Below are 16,202 nucleotides of genomic sequence, written 5' to 3'. Positions count from 1 at the left end.
ATTCGCCCGCCGATGATCATGGTTCTTACTGGAACACAGCGTTCGGGTTGTCGAGGCTGTCGGAACCTTCAAAGGCGATTGCTTCGAGGTTCAGAGTTTCGACAACCCGTTCGATGGACTTGGTCTGATCGACAAGTGCGTCAACCACGGCCTGAACGACTGCGTTGCCTTCATCGTTGCCTTCGCCGATCATCTGGTCATAGGCTTCCCCGCCTTCGGCGCGTGCCTTCATGACTTCGAATGCGGCCAGAGTGGCGTCGAGCTTGGCTTTCATTTCTTCGGCCAGGGCTGCGTCTTTCTCGGCGACGAGATCGGCAAGAGAAGCACCGTCAACGTCGTTTCCTGCAACGCTCTTGTAAGAGCCGAAGTAGACGTTCCGGATGCCGACAACGTCATTGTAGTGAGACATGTGCGTGTTGTCGGAGAAGCAGTCATGCTCTTCTTCCGGATCATGCAGCATGAGGCCGAGCTTGATGCGTTCGCCGGCGAGTTCACCGTAGGACAGGGAGCCCATGCCGGTCAGGATGGTGGCGAGGCCGCCAGCTTCACCCTTGGCGCCAAGTTCTTCACGTGCTGCGCCACCATCGGACCATGCAGCGACCATTTCCTCAAGATCGGTGATCAGAAGCTCGGTCGCGGCCTTCAGATAGGCAACACGGCGGTCGCAATTGCCGTTTGTGCAGTTGGCCGGATCGAAGTCGGTGGCAGGGCGGTTGCCGGCGCCAGCTTCAGTTCCGTTCAGGTCCTGGCCCCAGAGCAGGAATTCGATGGCGTGGTAGCCGGTTGCAACGTTGGATTCGACTTCACCGGCTTCCTGCAGCTGCTCAGCCAGGAACACGGGTGTGATTTCCGTCGCATCGATGGTTTCGCCGCCGACCTTGAGGCTTGCATTTGCGATCACATTGGCCGCGTAGAAGGCGTTTTCTTCGGATTCTTCGCCATATGACGCATCAACATAGTCGATCAGGCCTTCGTCCAGCGGCCAGGCATTCACTTTGCCTTCCCAGTCATCAACGATGGCGTTGCCGAAACGGTAAGCTTCAGTCTGCTGATAAGGGTTACGTGCTGCGATCCAGGCTGTACGGGCGGCCGCAAGTGTTTCATCGCTCGGGTTTGCGATGAGAGCATCGATTGCAGCCTGGAGTTCCTTGGCGGTGACAAGGGAGTCCGTGAAGGTTGCTTCGGCGACGTCGCCATATGTGCTCAGGACGTCGGCTGGCGTTGCCGCCAGGGCGGGCATCGCGAACAGGGCCGTTGCGGCGAGAAGGCCGTACTTGATGGATTTCATGGTCAGTTTCCTCATTTTATCAGGAGGCCGCGCTGCTGCTGCGGTCAGTGGTGAAATCGAGAGTTGAGTTGTTTCAACGGGCACTCATCCAGGGTCATGCTGGACAGGTCGACCGTCTTGAGAAGAAGGCCGCAGTCCTTCAGGGAGGCGGCGAATTCGGTTGCGGCGAAGATGGTTTCTTCAAGCCCTTCCTGAGCCACAAGCACCGCGCTGATGCGCGCAACGGCCTCTCGGTCGTCGGCCTGTGCTGCGGCAACAAGCGCTGCAAGCAGGCACTCGTCCTGACACAGCTTCCTGCATTCATAGGGGAAGAGACAGAAATGACGCGCCGCATGGGTGTTGAGAGCGCGGGTGTAGCAGGACAGCTCCGATACGGGTCGGCGGGCGCGGCTTTTGCCGAGTTCTCCCGCGTAAAGGTCCCAGGCCATTTCCCAGCAGCTGATGTCGCCGGTCGAAAATCCCGTCATGTAGCGGCGCACACCCTCGACCACGAGCCATTCCGCTCGTTCCTGAATGTCGATTGGCAATGCCGATCCGGTCATGCCGGTGTCTCCTGAGGTCTTTCGCGCCCGAAATCTCCTAGCGGCAGAAATCATTTTATGAATATCTAAGTCAAGTATAAAACGCAGAAAAAACAATAGATTAGAATTGTTAAAAACAGGAGGCTTGCATTCCGAATTGGGAACTTTGTAAAATTTCGAATGTTGTAAACCTAGAACGAACCCCTAGCTCATAAAGTCTGTTTGCCTTGCTGGGAGCGAACTCTTAGCTTCAGATGCGGACGGCTTGGTCATATGCTTGGCCAGCCGTGAAGAAACACATATTTTGGTCGGACGTTATTCATGCTCACTGCCTTCAAACAATTCCTTCGCGAAGTAACTACCGGTGACAGTGGCAAAGTAAAATTTGCCGAAGACGACAAACGTCTTGCGGCTGCCGCCCTTCTTTTTCACCTGATCGACGTTGATGGCGTGATCGAGGAGTCAGAAAGTCAAAAGCTCCGGGAGATCTTGCAGGCCCATTACGGGCTCGACGATGCTGAGACGACCGAATTGATCAAGGCTGCGAAGCAGCGCGACAGTGAAGCCGTCGATCTTTACGGCTTCACGTCTGTGCTCAAGCGGACCGCGGACGAGAGCGAGCGTTTGGCGATCGTGGAGATGATGTGGGAAATCGTCTATGCCGACGGCCATGTCCACGAATTCGAGGACAACACAATCTGGCGGGTGGCAGAGTTGCTCGGCATTTCCACGCGGGACCGCATGGTGCTTCGGCAAAAGGTCGCCAAGACAGCGCCGGAAAGCGGTGAGAGCTCTTAAGGCTGAGCGCTGATCAGGATGCCGGTGCCTCACTTAGAGCGCGTGCGCCTCATTTATGAGCTCGAACATTGTTATGAGCTTGCGAAAAGGCTCGACCGATTTTCAAAATGGACTACACTTTAACTCCATGAGACTGGAATCCTTTACACGCTCTTCCCGACCCAAAATTCTGATCGTTCTGCATCAGGAGAATTCTTCCTCCGGACGTGTCGGTCAGGAACTGGTCAAGCGTGGATTTGCGCTGGATGTTCGAAAGCCTCGATTTGGGGACAGCCTGCCGGAGACCATGTCTGACCATGCAGGCGCCGTTATTTTCGGCGGGCCGATGAGCGCGAATGATCCGGACGGCTTTGTTCTCAAGGAAATCGACTGGATCAAGGTGCCACTGCGCGAGCAAAAGCCGTTTCTCGGCATTTGTCTTGGAGCGCAGATGATGGTGAAACAGCTGGGCGGTACCGTTTCCTCGCATCGGGATGAGCTTGTCGAGATCGGCTATTATCCGCTTCAGCCGACGGCTGCGGGCGAAATACTGATGACCTGGCCCAAAAAGGTCTACCAGTGGCACCGGGAAGGGTTCGACCTGCCTGCCTCTTGTGACTTGCTGGCGTCCGGGCCGACCTATGCCAATCAGGCGATCCGTTATGGCACCAACGCCTTCGGGATCCAGTTTCATCCGGAGCTGACCCATTCAATGCTCGTGCGCTGGACGACCAAAGGCGCGCCGCGCATGTCTTTGCCCGGGGCGCAGCAACGCGGAGACCACTTCGCCGGGCGGTATATCTATGATGCAGCGGTGCAAGCCTGGCTGGATCGCTTTCTGGATTTGTGGATCGGCACCGCCGAAGCACCGGCATCCTGCGGTCTTCGTGACCGGACAGCAGCCGAATAGACTTCCGACTTTGTCATGGTTGCAGATGCGCAGCCAATGGGGAAACCAGCGCCGACATGATGCCGGCGCTCGCTTTCACTCAGGCCTCAAAGACAATCAGCAGGTCCTTGGCATCGATTTGGGTGCCCGGGCTCACAAGAACCTCCGCGACCACACCGTCCTTTTCCGCGTGCAGCGCGGTTTCCATCTTCATCGCCTCGATGGAAAGCAGCACGTCACCTGCCGAAACGCTCTGACCAGCCTTGACCGCGACGGTCGAGATGACACCTGGCATCGGTGCACCGAGGTGGCTTTCGTCGCCGTCTTCGGCCTTGCGCTTCGCACCGGCGCCAGCAGCGCCATGGGCGCGGTCTGGTACCTTGATGATCCGTGGCTGACCGTTCAGCTCGAAGAAGACCTTCTTTTCGCCGTCCTCGTTGGTTTCACCGATGGCCTGGCAGCGAACGACCAGCGTCTTGCCCGGCTCCAGTTCGATCAGGATCTCATCGCCTGCTTCCAGTCCGTAGAAATAGACCGGAGTCGGGAGCACGGAGGTTGGGCCGTATTGCTGCTGCGCCTTGTCGAAGTCGAGAAAGACCTTCGGATACATCAGATAGGCAGCAAGATCCGTGTCATCGATCTCGCGTCCGGCGCTTTCTGCAGCGTCTGCGCGCTGGGCGGCAAGGTCAGCTTCGGGCAGCAGCGAGCCCGGGCGGACGGTGATCGGATTTTCGCCCTTCAAAACCTTTGCCTGGATGGCAGCAGGCCAGCCGCCGGGAGACTGTCCAAGGTCACCGCGCAACATTTGAACCACGGAGTCCGGGAAGGCGACTTCCTTGGCGGGGTCTTCAACGTCAGAGATTGTCAGCCCCTGCGAAACCATCATCAGCGCCATGTCGCCGACAACCTTGGAAGACGGCGTCACCTTGACGATATCGCCGAACATCATGTTGACGTCGGCATAGGTCTGGGCGACCTCATGCCAGCGGGCTTCGAGGCCGAGCGACCGCGCCTGTTCCTTGAGGTTGGTGAACTGGCCGCCCGGCATCTCGTGAAGATAGACCTCCGAAGCGCCTGAGCGCAGATCGCTCTCGAACGCACGGTACTGGGTGCGGACGGCTTCCCAATAGAAGGAAATCTGTCGAATGGTCTTCGGATCGAGGCCGGTTTCACGCTCGGATCCGCGCAGCGCTTCGACGATAGAGCCGAGGCAGGGCTGGGAGGTGAGCCCCGAAAGGGCATCCATGGCGGCGTCCACCGCATCGACGCCAGCCTCAACTGCCGCGAGAACGGTCGCCGCAGCGATGCCTGACGTGTCATGGGTGTGGAAGTGGATCGGCAGGCTGGTTTCCTGTTTCAGCGTGTTGATCAGGATCCGCGCAGCTTCCGGCTTCAACAGACCTGCCATGTCCTTGATGCCAAGGATATGGGCGCCGGCGGCTTCCAGTTCCTTGGCAAGGCCGACGTAGTATTTCAGGTCATACTTGGGACGTGCGCTGTCGAGCATGTCGCCGGTGTAGCAAAGCACGCCTTCGCAGAGTTTGTTGGCTTCCTGGACGGCGTCCATGGAAACGCGCATGTTTTCAACCCAGTTCAGGCAGTCGAAGACACGGAACAGATCGACGCCATTTTCCGCCGTCTGAGCGACGAAGAACTTCACCACATTGTCCGGGTAGTTGGTGTAGCCAACGCCGTTTGAGCCGCGCAGCAGCATCTGCAGCAGGATATTGGGCGCCTTCTCGCGGATCAGGCGCAGACGCTCCCAGGGGCTTTCCGTGAGAAAGCGCATCGAGACATCAAAGGTGGCGCCACCCCAGCACTCCAGCGAGAAAAGATCCGGCAGGCCGGAGGCATAGGCATCGGCGATCCGGACGATGTCATTGGTCCGCATCCGGGTTGCGAGAAGCGACTGGTGACCGTCCCGCATCGTGGTGTCTGTGACCAGGGTCCGGGTTTCGGCCTTCATCCAGTCCGCAAAGCCCTTGGGGCCAAGCTGATCGAGAAGCTGGCGGGTGCCGCTTGGCTTTTCGTCGCCGAAAAACGGAACTTCCGGCAGCATGGCATCTTGTGCCGGCCGCGCACGGGAACGGGTTTCCGGATGGCCGTTGACGGACACATCGGCGATGTAGGTCAAGAGCTTGGTTGCCCGGTCCTGCCGCTTGGTCTGTTCGAACAGCTTCGGCGTGTCGTCAATGAAGCGGGTCGTGTAGTTGTTCGCGCGGAAATCCGGGTGATCGATGATGTTTTCGAGGAACACCAGGTTGGTTGCGACGCCTCGGATCCGGAACTCGCGCAGCGCGCGATCCATACGCTTGCAGGTTTCTTCAGCGGTGGGCGCCCAAGCGGTCACCTTTTCCAGAAGCGGGTCATAGAACCGGGTGATGACCGCACCGGAATAGGCGGTTCCACCATCGAGGCGAATGCCGAAGCCCGTCGCGCCGCGATAGGCTGTGATCCGGCCATAGTCCGGAATGAAGTTCTGCTCAGGATCTTCAGTGGTGATACGGCATTGGAGGGCGTGGCCGTTCAGGCGAATTTCTGACTGGTTCGGCACACCGCTTTCCGGCTGTCCAATTTTCGCGCCACCTGCGATCTGGATCTGCGCCTTGACGATGTCGATGCCGGTGACTTCCTCAGTCACTGTGTGCTCGACCTGAACGCGCGGATTGACCTCGATGAAATAGACCGCGCCCGTGTCCGCATCCATCAGGAATTCGACCGTGCCGGCGCCGCGGTAGTTCACTTCGCGGCCGATCTTCAGACCGTATTCGCAGAGTTCGGCGCGCTTCTCATCTCCGAGATAGGGAGCCGGTGCGCGTTCGACGACTTTCTGGTGCCGGCGCTGGATGGAGCAATCGCGCTCGAACAGATGAACCAGGCCACCCTCGCCGTCGCCCAGGATCTGCACCTCGACATGGCGTGCGCGCTGGACCAGCTTTTCCAGGTAGATCTCGTCCTTGCCGAAAGCTGCACGCGCCTCGCGTTTTGCTGCAACGACGTCGCGCAGAAGCGTTTCCTCGTCCGGGATGACGCGCATGCCGCGACCACCGCCGCCCCAGGATGCCTTGAGCATGACCGGGTAACCGATACCAGCCGCAAGGCGCTTGATCTCATCCATGTCGTCCGGCAACGGATCGGTCGCCGGCATGACCGGTACGCTTGCTTCGATCGCCAGATTACGTGCGGCCACCTTGTTGCCGAGGCGTCGCATGGTTTCAGGTCTGGGGCCGATGAAAATGATACCGGCTTCTTCGCAAGCCTCGACAAATTCCGGGCTTTCGGACAGCAGGCCATAGCCTGGATGGATGGCGTCTGCGCCGGACAGTTTGGCAACTCTGATGATCTCGTCGATGGCCAGATAGGCTTCAATCGGACCAAGTCCCTTGCCGACCTGATAGGCCTCATCGGCCTTGAAGCGGTGCAGTGCCAACTTGTCCTGCTCGGCGAAGATCGCAACCGTCTTCAGTCCGAGTTCATTTGCGGCGCGAAATACGCGGATAGCGATTTCAGACCGGTTTGCGACGAGAATCTTGCGAATTGCCAAAAGCATCCCTCCCAATGGTGCACCAGTGCCGCCCCTGCAGCTCTGACCATGGGATTTCTACTTTGGTCGGGGAAATAAGAAAAGGGGCAGCGATTATGCCCTATTCATTTTTTGAAAATACCGCGCCGAGTTTCCTTAGAATTTCTGCCCTAGGCGATGAACTTCAATCTCATGGCCTCAGCGACCGCGTGGGTCCGGTTTCCCGTTCCAAGTTTCAATGTGGCTTCCTTGAGATACCAGTCTGCCGTATGTCGTGAGATGCCAAGGATTGAAGCGATGTCAGAGCTGGTTTTGCCCGCTGCTGTCCATTTCAGACACTCGATTTCGCGGTTTGTCAGCGAGATGTTGTCCTGTTCCAACTTGGGGGCTGTCTGGGCGATCTTCACCGTGTGGGCATAAACATAGAGACCTGCGAGGTGCAGTGCCTTCATATCATCCGGTCCGAGATCAGCATGCTCGCCGCCAAGGGCAAGAGACCCTTCCATGCCTTTCGCGCCATAGACCGGGATGAAAACGCCGTTGTTCAGCGAAAAGCTTCGTGCCTCTTCCAGGATTTCCAGTCCACGTGGCGTCACGCCCGGATCATTTTTCGAGTCGTTCCATAAAAACGGATCGGATCCTCGGGCGGCGCGCAGAACGACAGGATCATCGACGATGTATTGCCGCCCAAGATAACGGTCTTGCCATTCATCATTCCAACCCGAGGCGAGCAGATAGGGATCTGTGAGTGAGCCAGGGCCGGTAAATGTTGCGAGGACATAGATCGAGAAACCAAAGTCCGCGGCCAGTTGGCCGAGGCATTTCTCGGCATCGTCAATTGTCTGGGTCTTGGCGACCGTCTCAGTAAAATCGAGGGCGTGGTGAAAACGCTCCTTATTCATTTTGTGTCCCATTTCTCGAACTTACGGTCGCTGGATGCATCTTTGGATTCTGAATATTGGGCAGAAATCGTCCCAAATAGGAACAATAAAGTAAATAATTTTCATTAGATTGCGAACGGTATTGATTCACAACTACAATATCTAGCCAGCTGTGTGTTGAAACTGACTATACTTTGCGTGAACAAATCAAAAACCGTGCGGAATGGGTGATTCGTGCGGTTTCTGTTCTCTTTCCGTATTAGCCGTATCGGAAAGCCTCTGATTTTCGTTCGAGCTCTTAACGGGAAGTCAATGCTTGACAGGTTTCGGGTTGCTGAATCGATCTGGCAGGATTTTCGTCCAAGACTCTGCCCCGATTCAGCATTTCGTGGCTTGCCGTCCCGAGAAATCCACATGTCGTAGAGAACGAAACCTGAATCAGCGAGAGTCGCCGATTCGATCAAGTTTTGTTCCAGAGTCGTTCTTTTCGCGGTTTCTGGGAGGCAAGGCGTCGACAAATGAAGGGGGGACATGTCTTCGCCCTGTGTGCTAGACAGCCTCCACCTTGAAGCCATGGCCGCGTTCCGGGGCGCTTGCCGAACCGAACTGACATTGTAGCCTCTCCATGCCACGTTCCCCATACATGCACCTGCCTCCTGCGGCGCGGTCCAGAACTGTTACGGCGGTTCTGGGACCAACGAACACGGGCAAGACCCATCTCGCCATCGAGCGCATGCTTGCGCATAAATCAGGTCTGATCGGTCTGCCCTTGCGTCTGCTTGCGCGCGAAGTTTACGGCCGGATCGAGGAGCGCGCCGGCACGGATGCGGTCGCCCTGATCACTGGCGAGGAAAAGATCATTCCGAAGGCACCCCGCTACTGGGTGTCGACCGTCGAGGCTATGCCACTTGATCTGGAGACCGATTTCGTTGCGATCGACGAAGTTCAGCTGGCCGGAGATCTTGACCGCGGGCATGTCTTTACCGACCGGCTTCTGAATCTGCGCGGTCAGTCGGAAACGCTGCTGCTTGGCGCGGCGACGGTCCGCCCTCTCCTGGAGAAGCTTCTGCCCGGTTTGAACGTGGTCACCCGGCCGCGCATGTCGGTCTTGACTTATGCAGGCTCAAAGAAGGTTTCGCGCTTGCCGCCGCGCTCGGCGATTGTCGCTTTCTCTGCCGACGAGGTCTATGGCATCGCCGAGTTGATCCGCCGTCAGCGTGGAGGGGCCGCCGTGGTGCTCGGCTCGCTCAGTCCCCGCACGAGAAACGCTCAGGTCGAGTTGTTTCAAAACGGTGATGTTGAGCATCTTGTCGCGACGGACGCGATCGGCATGGGGCTGAACCTCGATGTTGACCATGTGGCGTTCGCGGGCAATCGAAAATACGATGGCTATCAGTACCGGCAACTCACCGCCGCAGAGATGGGGCAGATCGCCGGCCGGGCTGGCCGTCATACGCGTGATGGCTCCTTCGGAGTGACTGGCCGCGTCGATCCGCTCGACGACGAGCTGGTCGAACAGATCGAAAATCATCATTTCAACAGCCTAAAAGTGCTGCAATGGCGCAACAGTCGTCTGGATTTTGCATCTTCGACGAGCCTGCGCGCATCGCTTGATGCAGTGCCTCGCGAGGACGGGCTGGCACGCGCTCCGATCGGCGATGATATCAATGCACTCGAGCATTTGTTGCGCGATTCAGGCATTTCCGCCATGGCAAAGGGCCCAAAAGCGGTCGAAACGCTCTGGGATGTGTGTCAGGTGCCTGACTATCGCAAGATCGCGCCTGCCAATCATGCAGAGCTTTTAAGCACGATCTATACCCATCTGATGCAAGACGGTGCGATTGCAGATGACTGGTTTACCCGTCAATTGGCCTTCGCAGACCGAGCGGATGGTGATATCGACACTCTGGCAAACCGGATTGCTCACATCCGGACTTGGACATATGTCGCGAACAGACCCGACTGGCTCGCCGATCCGGCGCACTGGCAGGACGTTACCCGCGGCATTGAAGACAAACTATCTGATGCGCTTCACGATCGCCTCACGCAGAGGTTCGTGGATCGGCGCACAAGTGTATTGATGCGACGTTTGAGAGAGAACGCCATGCTGGAAGCGGAAATTACATCGAGCGGCGATGTGCTCGTGGAAGGTCAGCACATCGGGAATCTGCTTGGCTTCCGGTTTGCTCCTGATGCGGCGGCCGAAGGGCCGGACGGAAAAACGGTGCGCGCAGCGGCCCAAAAGGCCCTGGCAGCCGAAATCGAGGGCCGGGCCGACAAGCTCTCCCGCTCTGAAAATGCCGACTTCATATTGACCGCCGATGGCACGATTCGCTGGCGTGGCGAGGCGGTTGCCAAGGTTGCCGCCGGTGAAGAGGTATTGACGCCTTCCGTGTTGCTGCTGGCGGACGAGCATTTGACGGGTCCTGCGCGCGAAAAAGTGCAGCAGCGTCTGGATCTTTGGATCAAGGCGCAGATCGAAACGCTGTTGAAGCCGCTGGTCGATCTGAAATCGTCGGAAGGCCTTGAAGGGCTTGCTCGCGGCGTTGCCTTCCGGATCGTTGAAGGTCTGGGCATTCTTGAGCGCCAGGAAGCTTCTGACGAGATCCGGCAGCTCGACCAGGACATGCGGGCCTCCTTGCGCAAGCACGGTGTTCGTTTCGGCGCTTACAACATCTATGTCCCGGCGCTCTTGAAGCCGGCTCCGAGCCAGCTGCTTTCCCAGCTCTGGGCATTGAAGCATGGCGCTTTGGACATGAATGGTCTGAGTGACCTGCCTCAGCTTTCAGCGTCGGGCAGGACCTCTATTCCGGTCGATGAAACCATCGACAAGGCCCTCTACAAGGTGGTTGGCTTCCGGGTGTGCGGTCCGCGGGCTGTTCGCGTCGATATTCTGGAGCGGCTTGCAGATCTTATCCGGCCGCTTGTGGCCTGGAAGCCTCTCGATGCCGAGGTGAGTCCTCCTGAAGGCGCGATTGCCCAGGGCGGCGGTTTCACGGTCACTGTGGCCATGACCTCGCTGCTTGGCTGTGCCGGTGAAGATTTCACGGCGATCCTGAAGTCGCTTGGTTATCGCCTTGAGACCAAAGAAGTCGAGCGCCCGGTTGCGGCCAAGCCTGAAGAAACGCCCAAGTCCGAGGCTGACGCAGAAACGCCGGCCGAGGCGGCCGCAGCTCCTTCTGAAACTGTTGAGGCTCCGGCAGAGCCGACCGCCGAGGCGCCGACGGAGTCCGCGTCGGGCGAATCTACCGACGACAGTCCAGCTGCTCAAGAAACCTCGGCCGAGGCGACGGAGCCTTCGGAAAGCGTCGGTGAGCCAACGGATGCTGGCGCTGACGCAGTCGAAGACGTCTCAGCGGACGCGGCTGAAGCCGTTGAAATGGAAACGGTTACGATCGAAATCTGGCGTCCGGGGCGTGGCGACCGTCGCCCTCGGCCGCGCGGTCAAGACAACCGGCGCGGTGGTGAGAATCGCAAGGGCGGTCCGGCACGTGGTGACCAGGGCCGAGGCGATCAGCGCGGCGAGAAACGTCACGGCGGTCCGCGCAATGGTCCGAAAGGTGGCAAAGGCGGCGGTTCCAAGTCCTCTGGCGGTCCGGCACGAAACGATCGGGCACCCAAGAAGGACAAGCCGATCGATCCGAATTCGCCCTTTGCTGCGCTCATGGCTCTCAAGGAGGGCATGGACAAGAAGGACAAGTCCTGACTTCGGCGAACAGGGATACCATCCAGCCGCCCGCAGGTTCGGCCGGCGCCCTTCGCGTCGACAAGTGGCTCTGGTTTGCCAGGATCACCAAGTCACGATCGCTGGCGCAGAAGTTGGCCTCTGGTGGCCATGTCCGCGTCAACAAGGACAAGATTACCTCTGCCAGCAAGACCGTGAAGGTTGGCGACGTTCTGACAATCGGTCTGGAGCGTCGTATTCTGATCCTCAAGGTGGTGGCTCTTGGGACGCGGCGCGGACCCTTTGCGGAAGCACAGCTCCTGTATGAGGATATGTCGCCGCCTCCGCCTGAAAAGACCGACAGGCCAGTGGTTCCGGCACAGCGGGAAGCCGGCGCAGGACGGCCTACAAAGCGTGATCGGCGCCGCATGGATGCCTTCCGAGAACCTGATTGAAACAAGAATCCGGCCGACCGCCGATCTGGAGCAAGAGTTTCCAGACAGGGACATTTTGCGCAGTTGCCGACGCTTGCGCCAGCTGTCTAAACGGGATACCCAACGCGATTAGATAAAGGTGTTTTCCCGAAACCGCTTTTGAAGCGGCAACAAGGGATGGCAAAACCGCCGTCATTAGAGGATTGCGATGACCTACGTCGTCACCGATAACTGTATCAAGTGCAAGTACACGGATTGTGTCGAAGTCTGCCCGGTCGATTGTTTTTACGAGGGCGAGAATATGCTCGTCATCAATCCGGACGAATGCATCGACTGTGGCGTCTGTGAGCCGGAATGCCCTGCTGAGGCGATTCTGCCGGATACCGAGCCTGGCCTGGAGAAATGGATCGAGCTCAACGCCGAGTATTCTGAGAAGTGGCCCAACATCACTGAGAAGAAAGACGCTCTGCCCGAGGCCGAAGAATTTGACGGCAAGAAAAACAAGCTCGAAGAGTATTTTTCTGCCGAGGCTCCGGCAGACGCCTGATCGAAGCATGAGGCCGCGGGAATTCGGGGTCTTTTATCAAGAGCCAGCGCGTGCGGAGTGCGCAGAAAGCAGCCATTCCGAAGGCGCATGGTTGCGGTGACGCGTGCGTCATCTTCTCAAAGCTTTAAATTTCCGCAAAGCTGTGTTATATTTACCAGATAGTCGTTCAACCACTGGCTGATCTCCCGGTTGGGAGGTTTTGGCAACCGCAATCCGAACGGGATTGTGAGCAGGATCACGCGTTTCGTATGACTGATCGAACTTGTAGAGTGGATTGCAACGGCTGACCACCCAGACGCGCCCGATATCAACAGGCGTTCCAGCAGGGACCGCCGGTGACTTTGCGTGCGTTAAGAGAAGAACATTGAACCGCATCCAGCGGTCCAAATAACGGTCTGGCAGACCGGCAACTGCGCAGGAGTAATAACGAGAATGGCAACAGGTACAAAGAAGGCCGCGCAGCGTCAGGGGTTCAAAACTGGAGAACATATCGTTTATCCGGCACATGGCGTCGGTCAGATCACTGCCATTGAAGAACAGAATGTAGCAGGGCACAGCCTCGAACTGCTGGTCATCGTCTTCGAGAAAGACAAGATGACCCTGCGGGTTCCGGTTGCGAAAATTGCTTCTGTCGGCATGCGCAAGCTGGGTGATCCCGCTGCGGTCAAGAAGGCTCTTGAGACTGTTCGTGGCCGCCCGCGGGTCAAGCGCACAATGTGGAGCCGTCGCGCGCAGGAATATGAAGCGAAGATCAATTCTGGCGACCTGATCGCAATCTCTGAAGTTGTTCGCGATCTTTTCCGTTCGGAAAGCCAGCCTGAGCAGTCCTATTCCGAGCGCCAGCTTTATGAGGCAGCTCTTGATCGCATGGCTCGCGAAATTGCGGCCGTCGACAAGTGCTCTGAAACCGAAGCTGTGAAGCAGATCGAGCAGAATCTTGCCAAGGCACCAAGCCGTCTGAAAGCTGCCGCTGAAGCTGCCGCTGCCGCCGAATCCGGCGATGACGACGATGGTGATCAGGAAGAAGCCGCCTGATAGGCTGCCGACATAAATCCTGGCCTTTTCAGGCAATCGATTTTGAAGACCCGGCTTCGGCCGGGTCTTTTTTTATGGCTGGTCATCTTGCATGGCCGAGGGCGGTGACGCGTTGTTGGTTCACGTCATTGTGCGGCACTCGTCCCCATTGGAAGTCCGAAAGGTGATCTAGGATGGCATTCGTGACGTAAGGTATCCAAACAACACTGGAGCGGCTATCACATGTCCACTTCTCAGACAGAAAGACGCCATATGGTTCGGGCTGCTATAAAGGCGCCCTACCTTACCCGCGAAGAAGAACACGACCTGGCTGTCCGTTGGCGGTCACAGCGTGATGAAAAAGCGCTTGAGAAATTGACGCTCGCCCATATGAGGCTCGTCATTTCCGTCGCCACCCGTTTTCGAAACTTCGGCCTGCCACTCGGGGATATGATCCAGGAAGGCCACGTCGGCCTGCTCGAGGCTGCTGCGCGTTTTGAACCGGAACGGGAAGTGCGTTTCTCGACCTACGCGACCTGGTGGATCCGTGCTTCGATCCAGGACTACATCCTCAGGAACTGGTCGATCGTTCGCGGCGGCACCTCATCGACGCAAAAGTCCCTGTTCTTCAACTTGCGCCGTCTCCGGGCCAAACTTTCCAGCAATCAGCAAACGATGACCGACTCGGAGCTGCATCAAAAGATTGCCAATGCGATTGGCGTGAAACAGTCCGATGTCGCCCTGATGAATGCCCGGCTTTCCGGGCCGGATACGTCCTTGAATGCGCCGGTGTCCGATGCCGACGGGTCGAGCGCTGATCGTCAGGATTTTCTCGTGTCGGAGGCTCCGCTTCAGGATGAAGTCGTGTCACGAAGTATCGACGAAGAGCGCCGCAGTGTCTGGCTCAAGTCGGCCTTGCAGGTTCTGTCGGAACGGGAACTGAAGATTGTGCGAGAGCGCCGCTTGTCTGAAGAAGGTGCGACGCTGGAATCCCTCGGCCATAAACTTGGCATTTCGAAGGAACGCGTGCGTCAAATCGAAAGCCGCGCAATGGAGAAGCTGAAAACCGCGCTGATGGAGAGCCAGCCAGACAGGGCTGCCTACTCACTATAAAAACACGGCGCAATAACAAGAAAAGCCAATCGGCCCCATCCGACTCCTTGGCCGGGACCGGCATTGAGCAAAGCGTTGATGTCTAGTCGACGACGAGCTTGATCGCCGTGCCCGGCTCAATTTTTTCGTTTCGATCCAAACCGTTCAGAACCAGGAAGAACGCCAGCCGCCGGGACGGCTCAACACCGCTCATGCCTATGGCGAGTTGGCGGCTGGTGTCACCTGCCTTGGCTTGCACGACCTTGATCCTGAGCGATCGCAAGCGCGCGCGTTCGGTCGGCGTCAGCTGCCGGAAGGTCTCCAGGGTCTGACGATATTCCTTTTCAAAGTCGTCGCTGGGGTTCCGGCTCGCGAAGATGAAGCGATAGCCGGTGCGGCCGATGCGCAGCACGGCGATCCGGAACGACCAGCCCTGGGTGATTGCGGCTGCAACGACGCCAGGCAGGCCGTTGATCGTCGTTTCCCGAACGCTTTGCGGCAACAGACCGTTGATCCAGCCCGATGTCATGTACTCACTGAGCGAATCATGGGTGCTGAGATCCGCACCGTCGAAACGCATGGCGGTTCCATCGCCATTGCTCGCCAGAACGGCTTCCGGCGAATTCTCGAGAATGTAGCCTTTGGGGACCGTGAAACTGATTCCGAGAGCCTTGTGCAGGAAGGCACGTCCTCGCACGAAGCCCTCAAGCGGATCGTCGCCATAAAGCATACCGTCGATCTGGCTCAGATACCGGTTGCGGTCCCGCTCACCGATGCCTGGCGCGCCGACTTGCCGCGCGGATTTGACCGCGAGGGCAAAGCGTTCTGGTGTCGTTGGATGGGATGACAGGAAGTCGGGGGCGTTGTCCTTGTCGTTCTGCGCGGTCTGATAGGCCGCGTAGTCGGCCATGGATTTGAGAAACCGGGACGCGGCATAGGGGTCATAGCCAGCCTTGGCGAGTGTTCGCACACCCACCACATCGGCTTGCAGTTCCTGAACCTGGGAAAAGCGGGCGAAGGAAAGCTGGGAAGAGACGATGGCGGCCCGGGCCTTGGCCGAATCCTGAACCACATTGGTGAGGATCTTGTTCGCGAGCTCGCGGGCTTCGGCGCGCTGTTGACGTTCTATCGCGTGGTTCGAGGTGACATGGGCCATCTCGTGGGCCAAAACCGCGGCAAGCTCTGATGTGTCATTGGCCAGGGCGAGCAATCCCCGGGTGACATAGAGGTAACCGCCGGGAAGGGCGAAGGCGTTGATCGCGGGGGAGTTGAGGATCGTGATCCGATAGCTTTGGGACGGATCTTCGGATGCGGCCACGAGCCGGCCTACAACGCTCGCCACCGCCCGCTCGGCGCCGGCGTCCTTGTAGACACCGCCATAAGTTGCAACGACGCGGGGGTGTTCCCGCGCTCCGATGTCCTCGGCCAGATTGGGACGCAGCGAGCCTGGTGCAATCGATCCACCTGGTGATCCGGTATCAAGCAACTGGCAGGATGCGAGCAACAGGAACAACGAAAGCGCCGCCGGTGCCGATCGCCGAGACTTGATCGTCTCCGCGGCGGTCACCTGCC

The 16,202-nt window shown here is 58.2% G+C and carries 12 protein-coding genes; 7 read left to right on the top strand and 5 right to left on the bottom strand.

Annotation, left to right across the window (positions count from 1 at the left end; translation table 11 throughout):
- Positions 1-25: 25 nt before the first annotated feature.
- The gene (locus tag IG617_RS14545; RefSeq protein WP_192109972.1) at positions 26-1,288 is read right to left on the bottom strand and encodes an imelysin family protein; all 1,263 of its coding nucleotides are present in this window, start codon (positions 1,286-1,288) and stop codon (positions 26-28) included.
- Between the two features lie 44 nt (positions 1,289-1,332).
- Positions 1,333-1,830 carry a hypothetical protein gene (locus tag IG617_RS14540; protein WP_192109971.1) on the bottom strand — a complete coding sequence of 166 codons (498 nt, stop codon included), beginning with the start codon at positions 1,828-1,830 and terminating at the stop codon, positions 1,333-1,335.
- A gap of 300 nt (positions 1,831-2,130) precedes the next feature.
- Here IG617_RS14540 and IG617_RS14535 point away from each other — a divergent pair, with 300 nt between their 5' ends.
- Together IG617_RS14535 and IG617_RS14530 are read left to right on the top strand one after the other, a co-directional pair.
- Complete coding sequence (locus tag IG617_RS14535) at positions 2,131-2,607, top strand: tellurite resistance TerB family protein (protein ID WP_192109970.1); 477 nt, start codon at positions 2,131-2,133, stop codon at positions 2,605-2,607.
- Positions 2,608-2,734: 127 nt separating this feature from the next.
- Entirely contained in the window at positions 2,735-3,496 is a 762-nt protein-coding gene (locus IG617_RS14530) for a glutamine amidotransferase (protein ID WP_192109969.1), read from the top strand.
- Between the two features lie 79 nt (positions 3,497-3,575).
- Here IG617_RS14530 and pyc read toward each other — a convergent pair whose 3' ends face one another.
- The gene (gene pyc, locus IG617_RS14525) at positions 3,576-7,025 is read right to left on the bottom strand and encodes a pyruvate carboxylase (protein ID WP_192109968.1); all 3,450 of its coding nucleotides are present in this window, start codon (positions 7,023-7,025) and stop codon (positions 3,576-3,578) included.
- Between the two features lie 143 nt (positions 7,026-7,168).
- Positions 7,169-7,900: a LuxR family transcriptional regulator gene (locus IG617_RS14520; protein WP_192109967.1), complete on the bottom strand. Its 732-nt coding sequence runs from the start codon at positions 7,898-7,900 to the stop codon at positions 7,169-7,171.
- Between the two features lie 604 nt (positions 7,901-8,504).
- Between IG617_RS14520 and IG617_RS14515 the strand changes: the two genes are divergently transcribed.
- From IG617_RS14515 to IG617_RS14495, 5 genes are all read left to right on the top strand, one after another.
- Positions 8,505-11,585 (top strand): helicase-related protein, encoded by a 3,081-nt coding sequence (locus IG617_RS14515; protein ID WP_192109966.1) that lies wholly within the window; start codon positions 8,505-8,507, stop codon positions 11,583-11,585.
- Between the two features lie 20 nt (positions 11,586-11,605).
- Positions 11,606-11,998: a S4 domain-containing protein gene (locus IG617_RS14510; RefSeq protein WP_192110210.1), complete on the top strand. Its 393-nt coding sequence runs from the start codon at positions 11,606-11,608 to the stop codon at positions 11,996-11,998.
- A gap of 187 nt (positions 11,999-12,185) precedes the next feature.
- Positions 12,186-12,524 carry a ferredoxin FdxA gene (fdxA, locus tag IG617_RS14505; protein ID WP_192109965.1) on the top strand — a complete coding sequence of 113 codons (339 nt, stop codon included), beginning with the start codon at positions 12,186-12,188 and terminating at the stop codon, positions 12,522-12,524.
- A 432-nt stretch (positions 12,525-12,956) separates the two neighbouring features.
- Positions 12,957-13,559: a CarD family transcriptional regulator gene (locus IG617_RS14500; RefSeq protein ID WP_192109964.1), complete on the top strand. Its 603-nt coding sequence runs from the start codon at positions 12,957-12,959 to the stop codon at positions 13,557-13,559.
- Positions 13,560-13,781: 222 nt separating this feature from the next.
- Complete coding sequence (locus IG617_RS14495; RefSeq protein WP_192109963.1) at positions 13,782-14,651, top strand: RNA polymerase factor sigma-32; 870 nt, start codon at positions 13,782-13,784, stop codon at positions 14,649-14,651.
- A gap of 82 nt (positions 14,652-14,733) precedes the next feature.
- On the opposite strand, the gene IG617_RS14490 is transcribed toward IG617_RS14495, so the two are convergent.
- A complete protein-coding gene (locus IG617_RS14490) occupies positions 14,734-16,197 on the bottom strand; it encodes a M48 family metalloprotease (protein WP_192109962.1) in 1,464 nt (487 codons plus the stop codon).
- Positions 16,198-16,202 lie beyond the last annotated feature (5 nt).

The organism is Roseibium polysiphoniae (genome assembly GCF_014842925.1).
Taxonomy (GTDB): domain Bacteria; phylum Pseudomonadota; class Alphaproteobacteria; order Rhizobiales; family Stappiaceae; genus Roseibium; species Roseibium polysiphoniae.
This window is presented reverse-complemented; position numbering and strand designations above follow the sequence as displayed.

Coding starts and splice junctions, on each gene's coding strand:
- IG617_RS14515 (WP_192109966.1), top strand. CDS start 8,505: ATGCCACGTTCCCCATACATGCACCTGCCTCCTGCGGCGCGGTCCAGA.
- IG617_RS14545 (WP_192109972.1), bottom strand. CDS start 1,288: ATGAAATCCATCAAGTACGGCCTTCTCGCCGCAACGGCCCTGTTCGCG.
- IG617_RS14540 (WP_192109971.1), bottom strand. CDS start 1,830: ATGACCGGATCGGCATTGCCAATCGACATTCAGGAACGAGCGGAATGG.
- IG617_RS14520 (WP_192109967.1), bottom strand. CDS start 7,900: ATGAATAAGGAGCGTTTTCACCACGCCCTCGATTTTACTGAGACGGTC.
- pyc (WP_192109968.1), bottom strand. CDS start 7,025: ATGCTTTTGGCAATTCGCAAGATTCTCGTCGCAAACCGGTCTGAAATC.
- IG617_RS14530 (WP_192109969.1), top strand. CDS start 2,735: ATGAGACTGGAATCCTTTACACGCTCTTCCCGACCCAAAATTCTGATC.
- fdxA (WP_192109965.1), top strand. CDS start 12,186: ATGACCTACGTCGTCACCGATAACTGTATCAAGTGCAAGTACACGGAT.
- IG617_RS14495 (WP_192109963.1), top strand. CDS start 13,782: ATGTCCACTTCTCAGACAGAAAGACGCCATATGGTTCGGGCTGCTATA.
- IG617_RS14535 (WP_192109970.1), top strand. CDS start 2,131: ATGCTCACTGCCTTCAAACAATTCCTTCGCGAAGTAACTACCGGTGAC.
- IG617_RS14500 (WP_192109964.1), top strand. CDS start 12,957: ATGGCAACAGGTACAAAGAAGGCCGCGCAGCGTCAGGGGTTCAAAACT.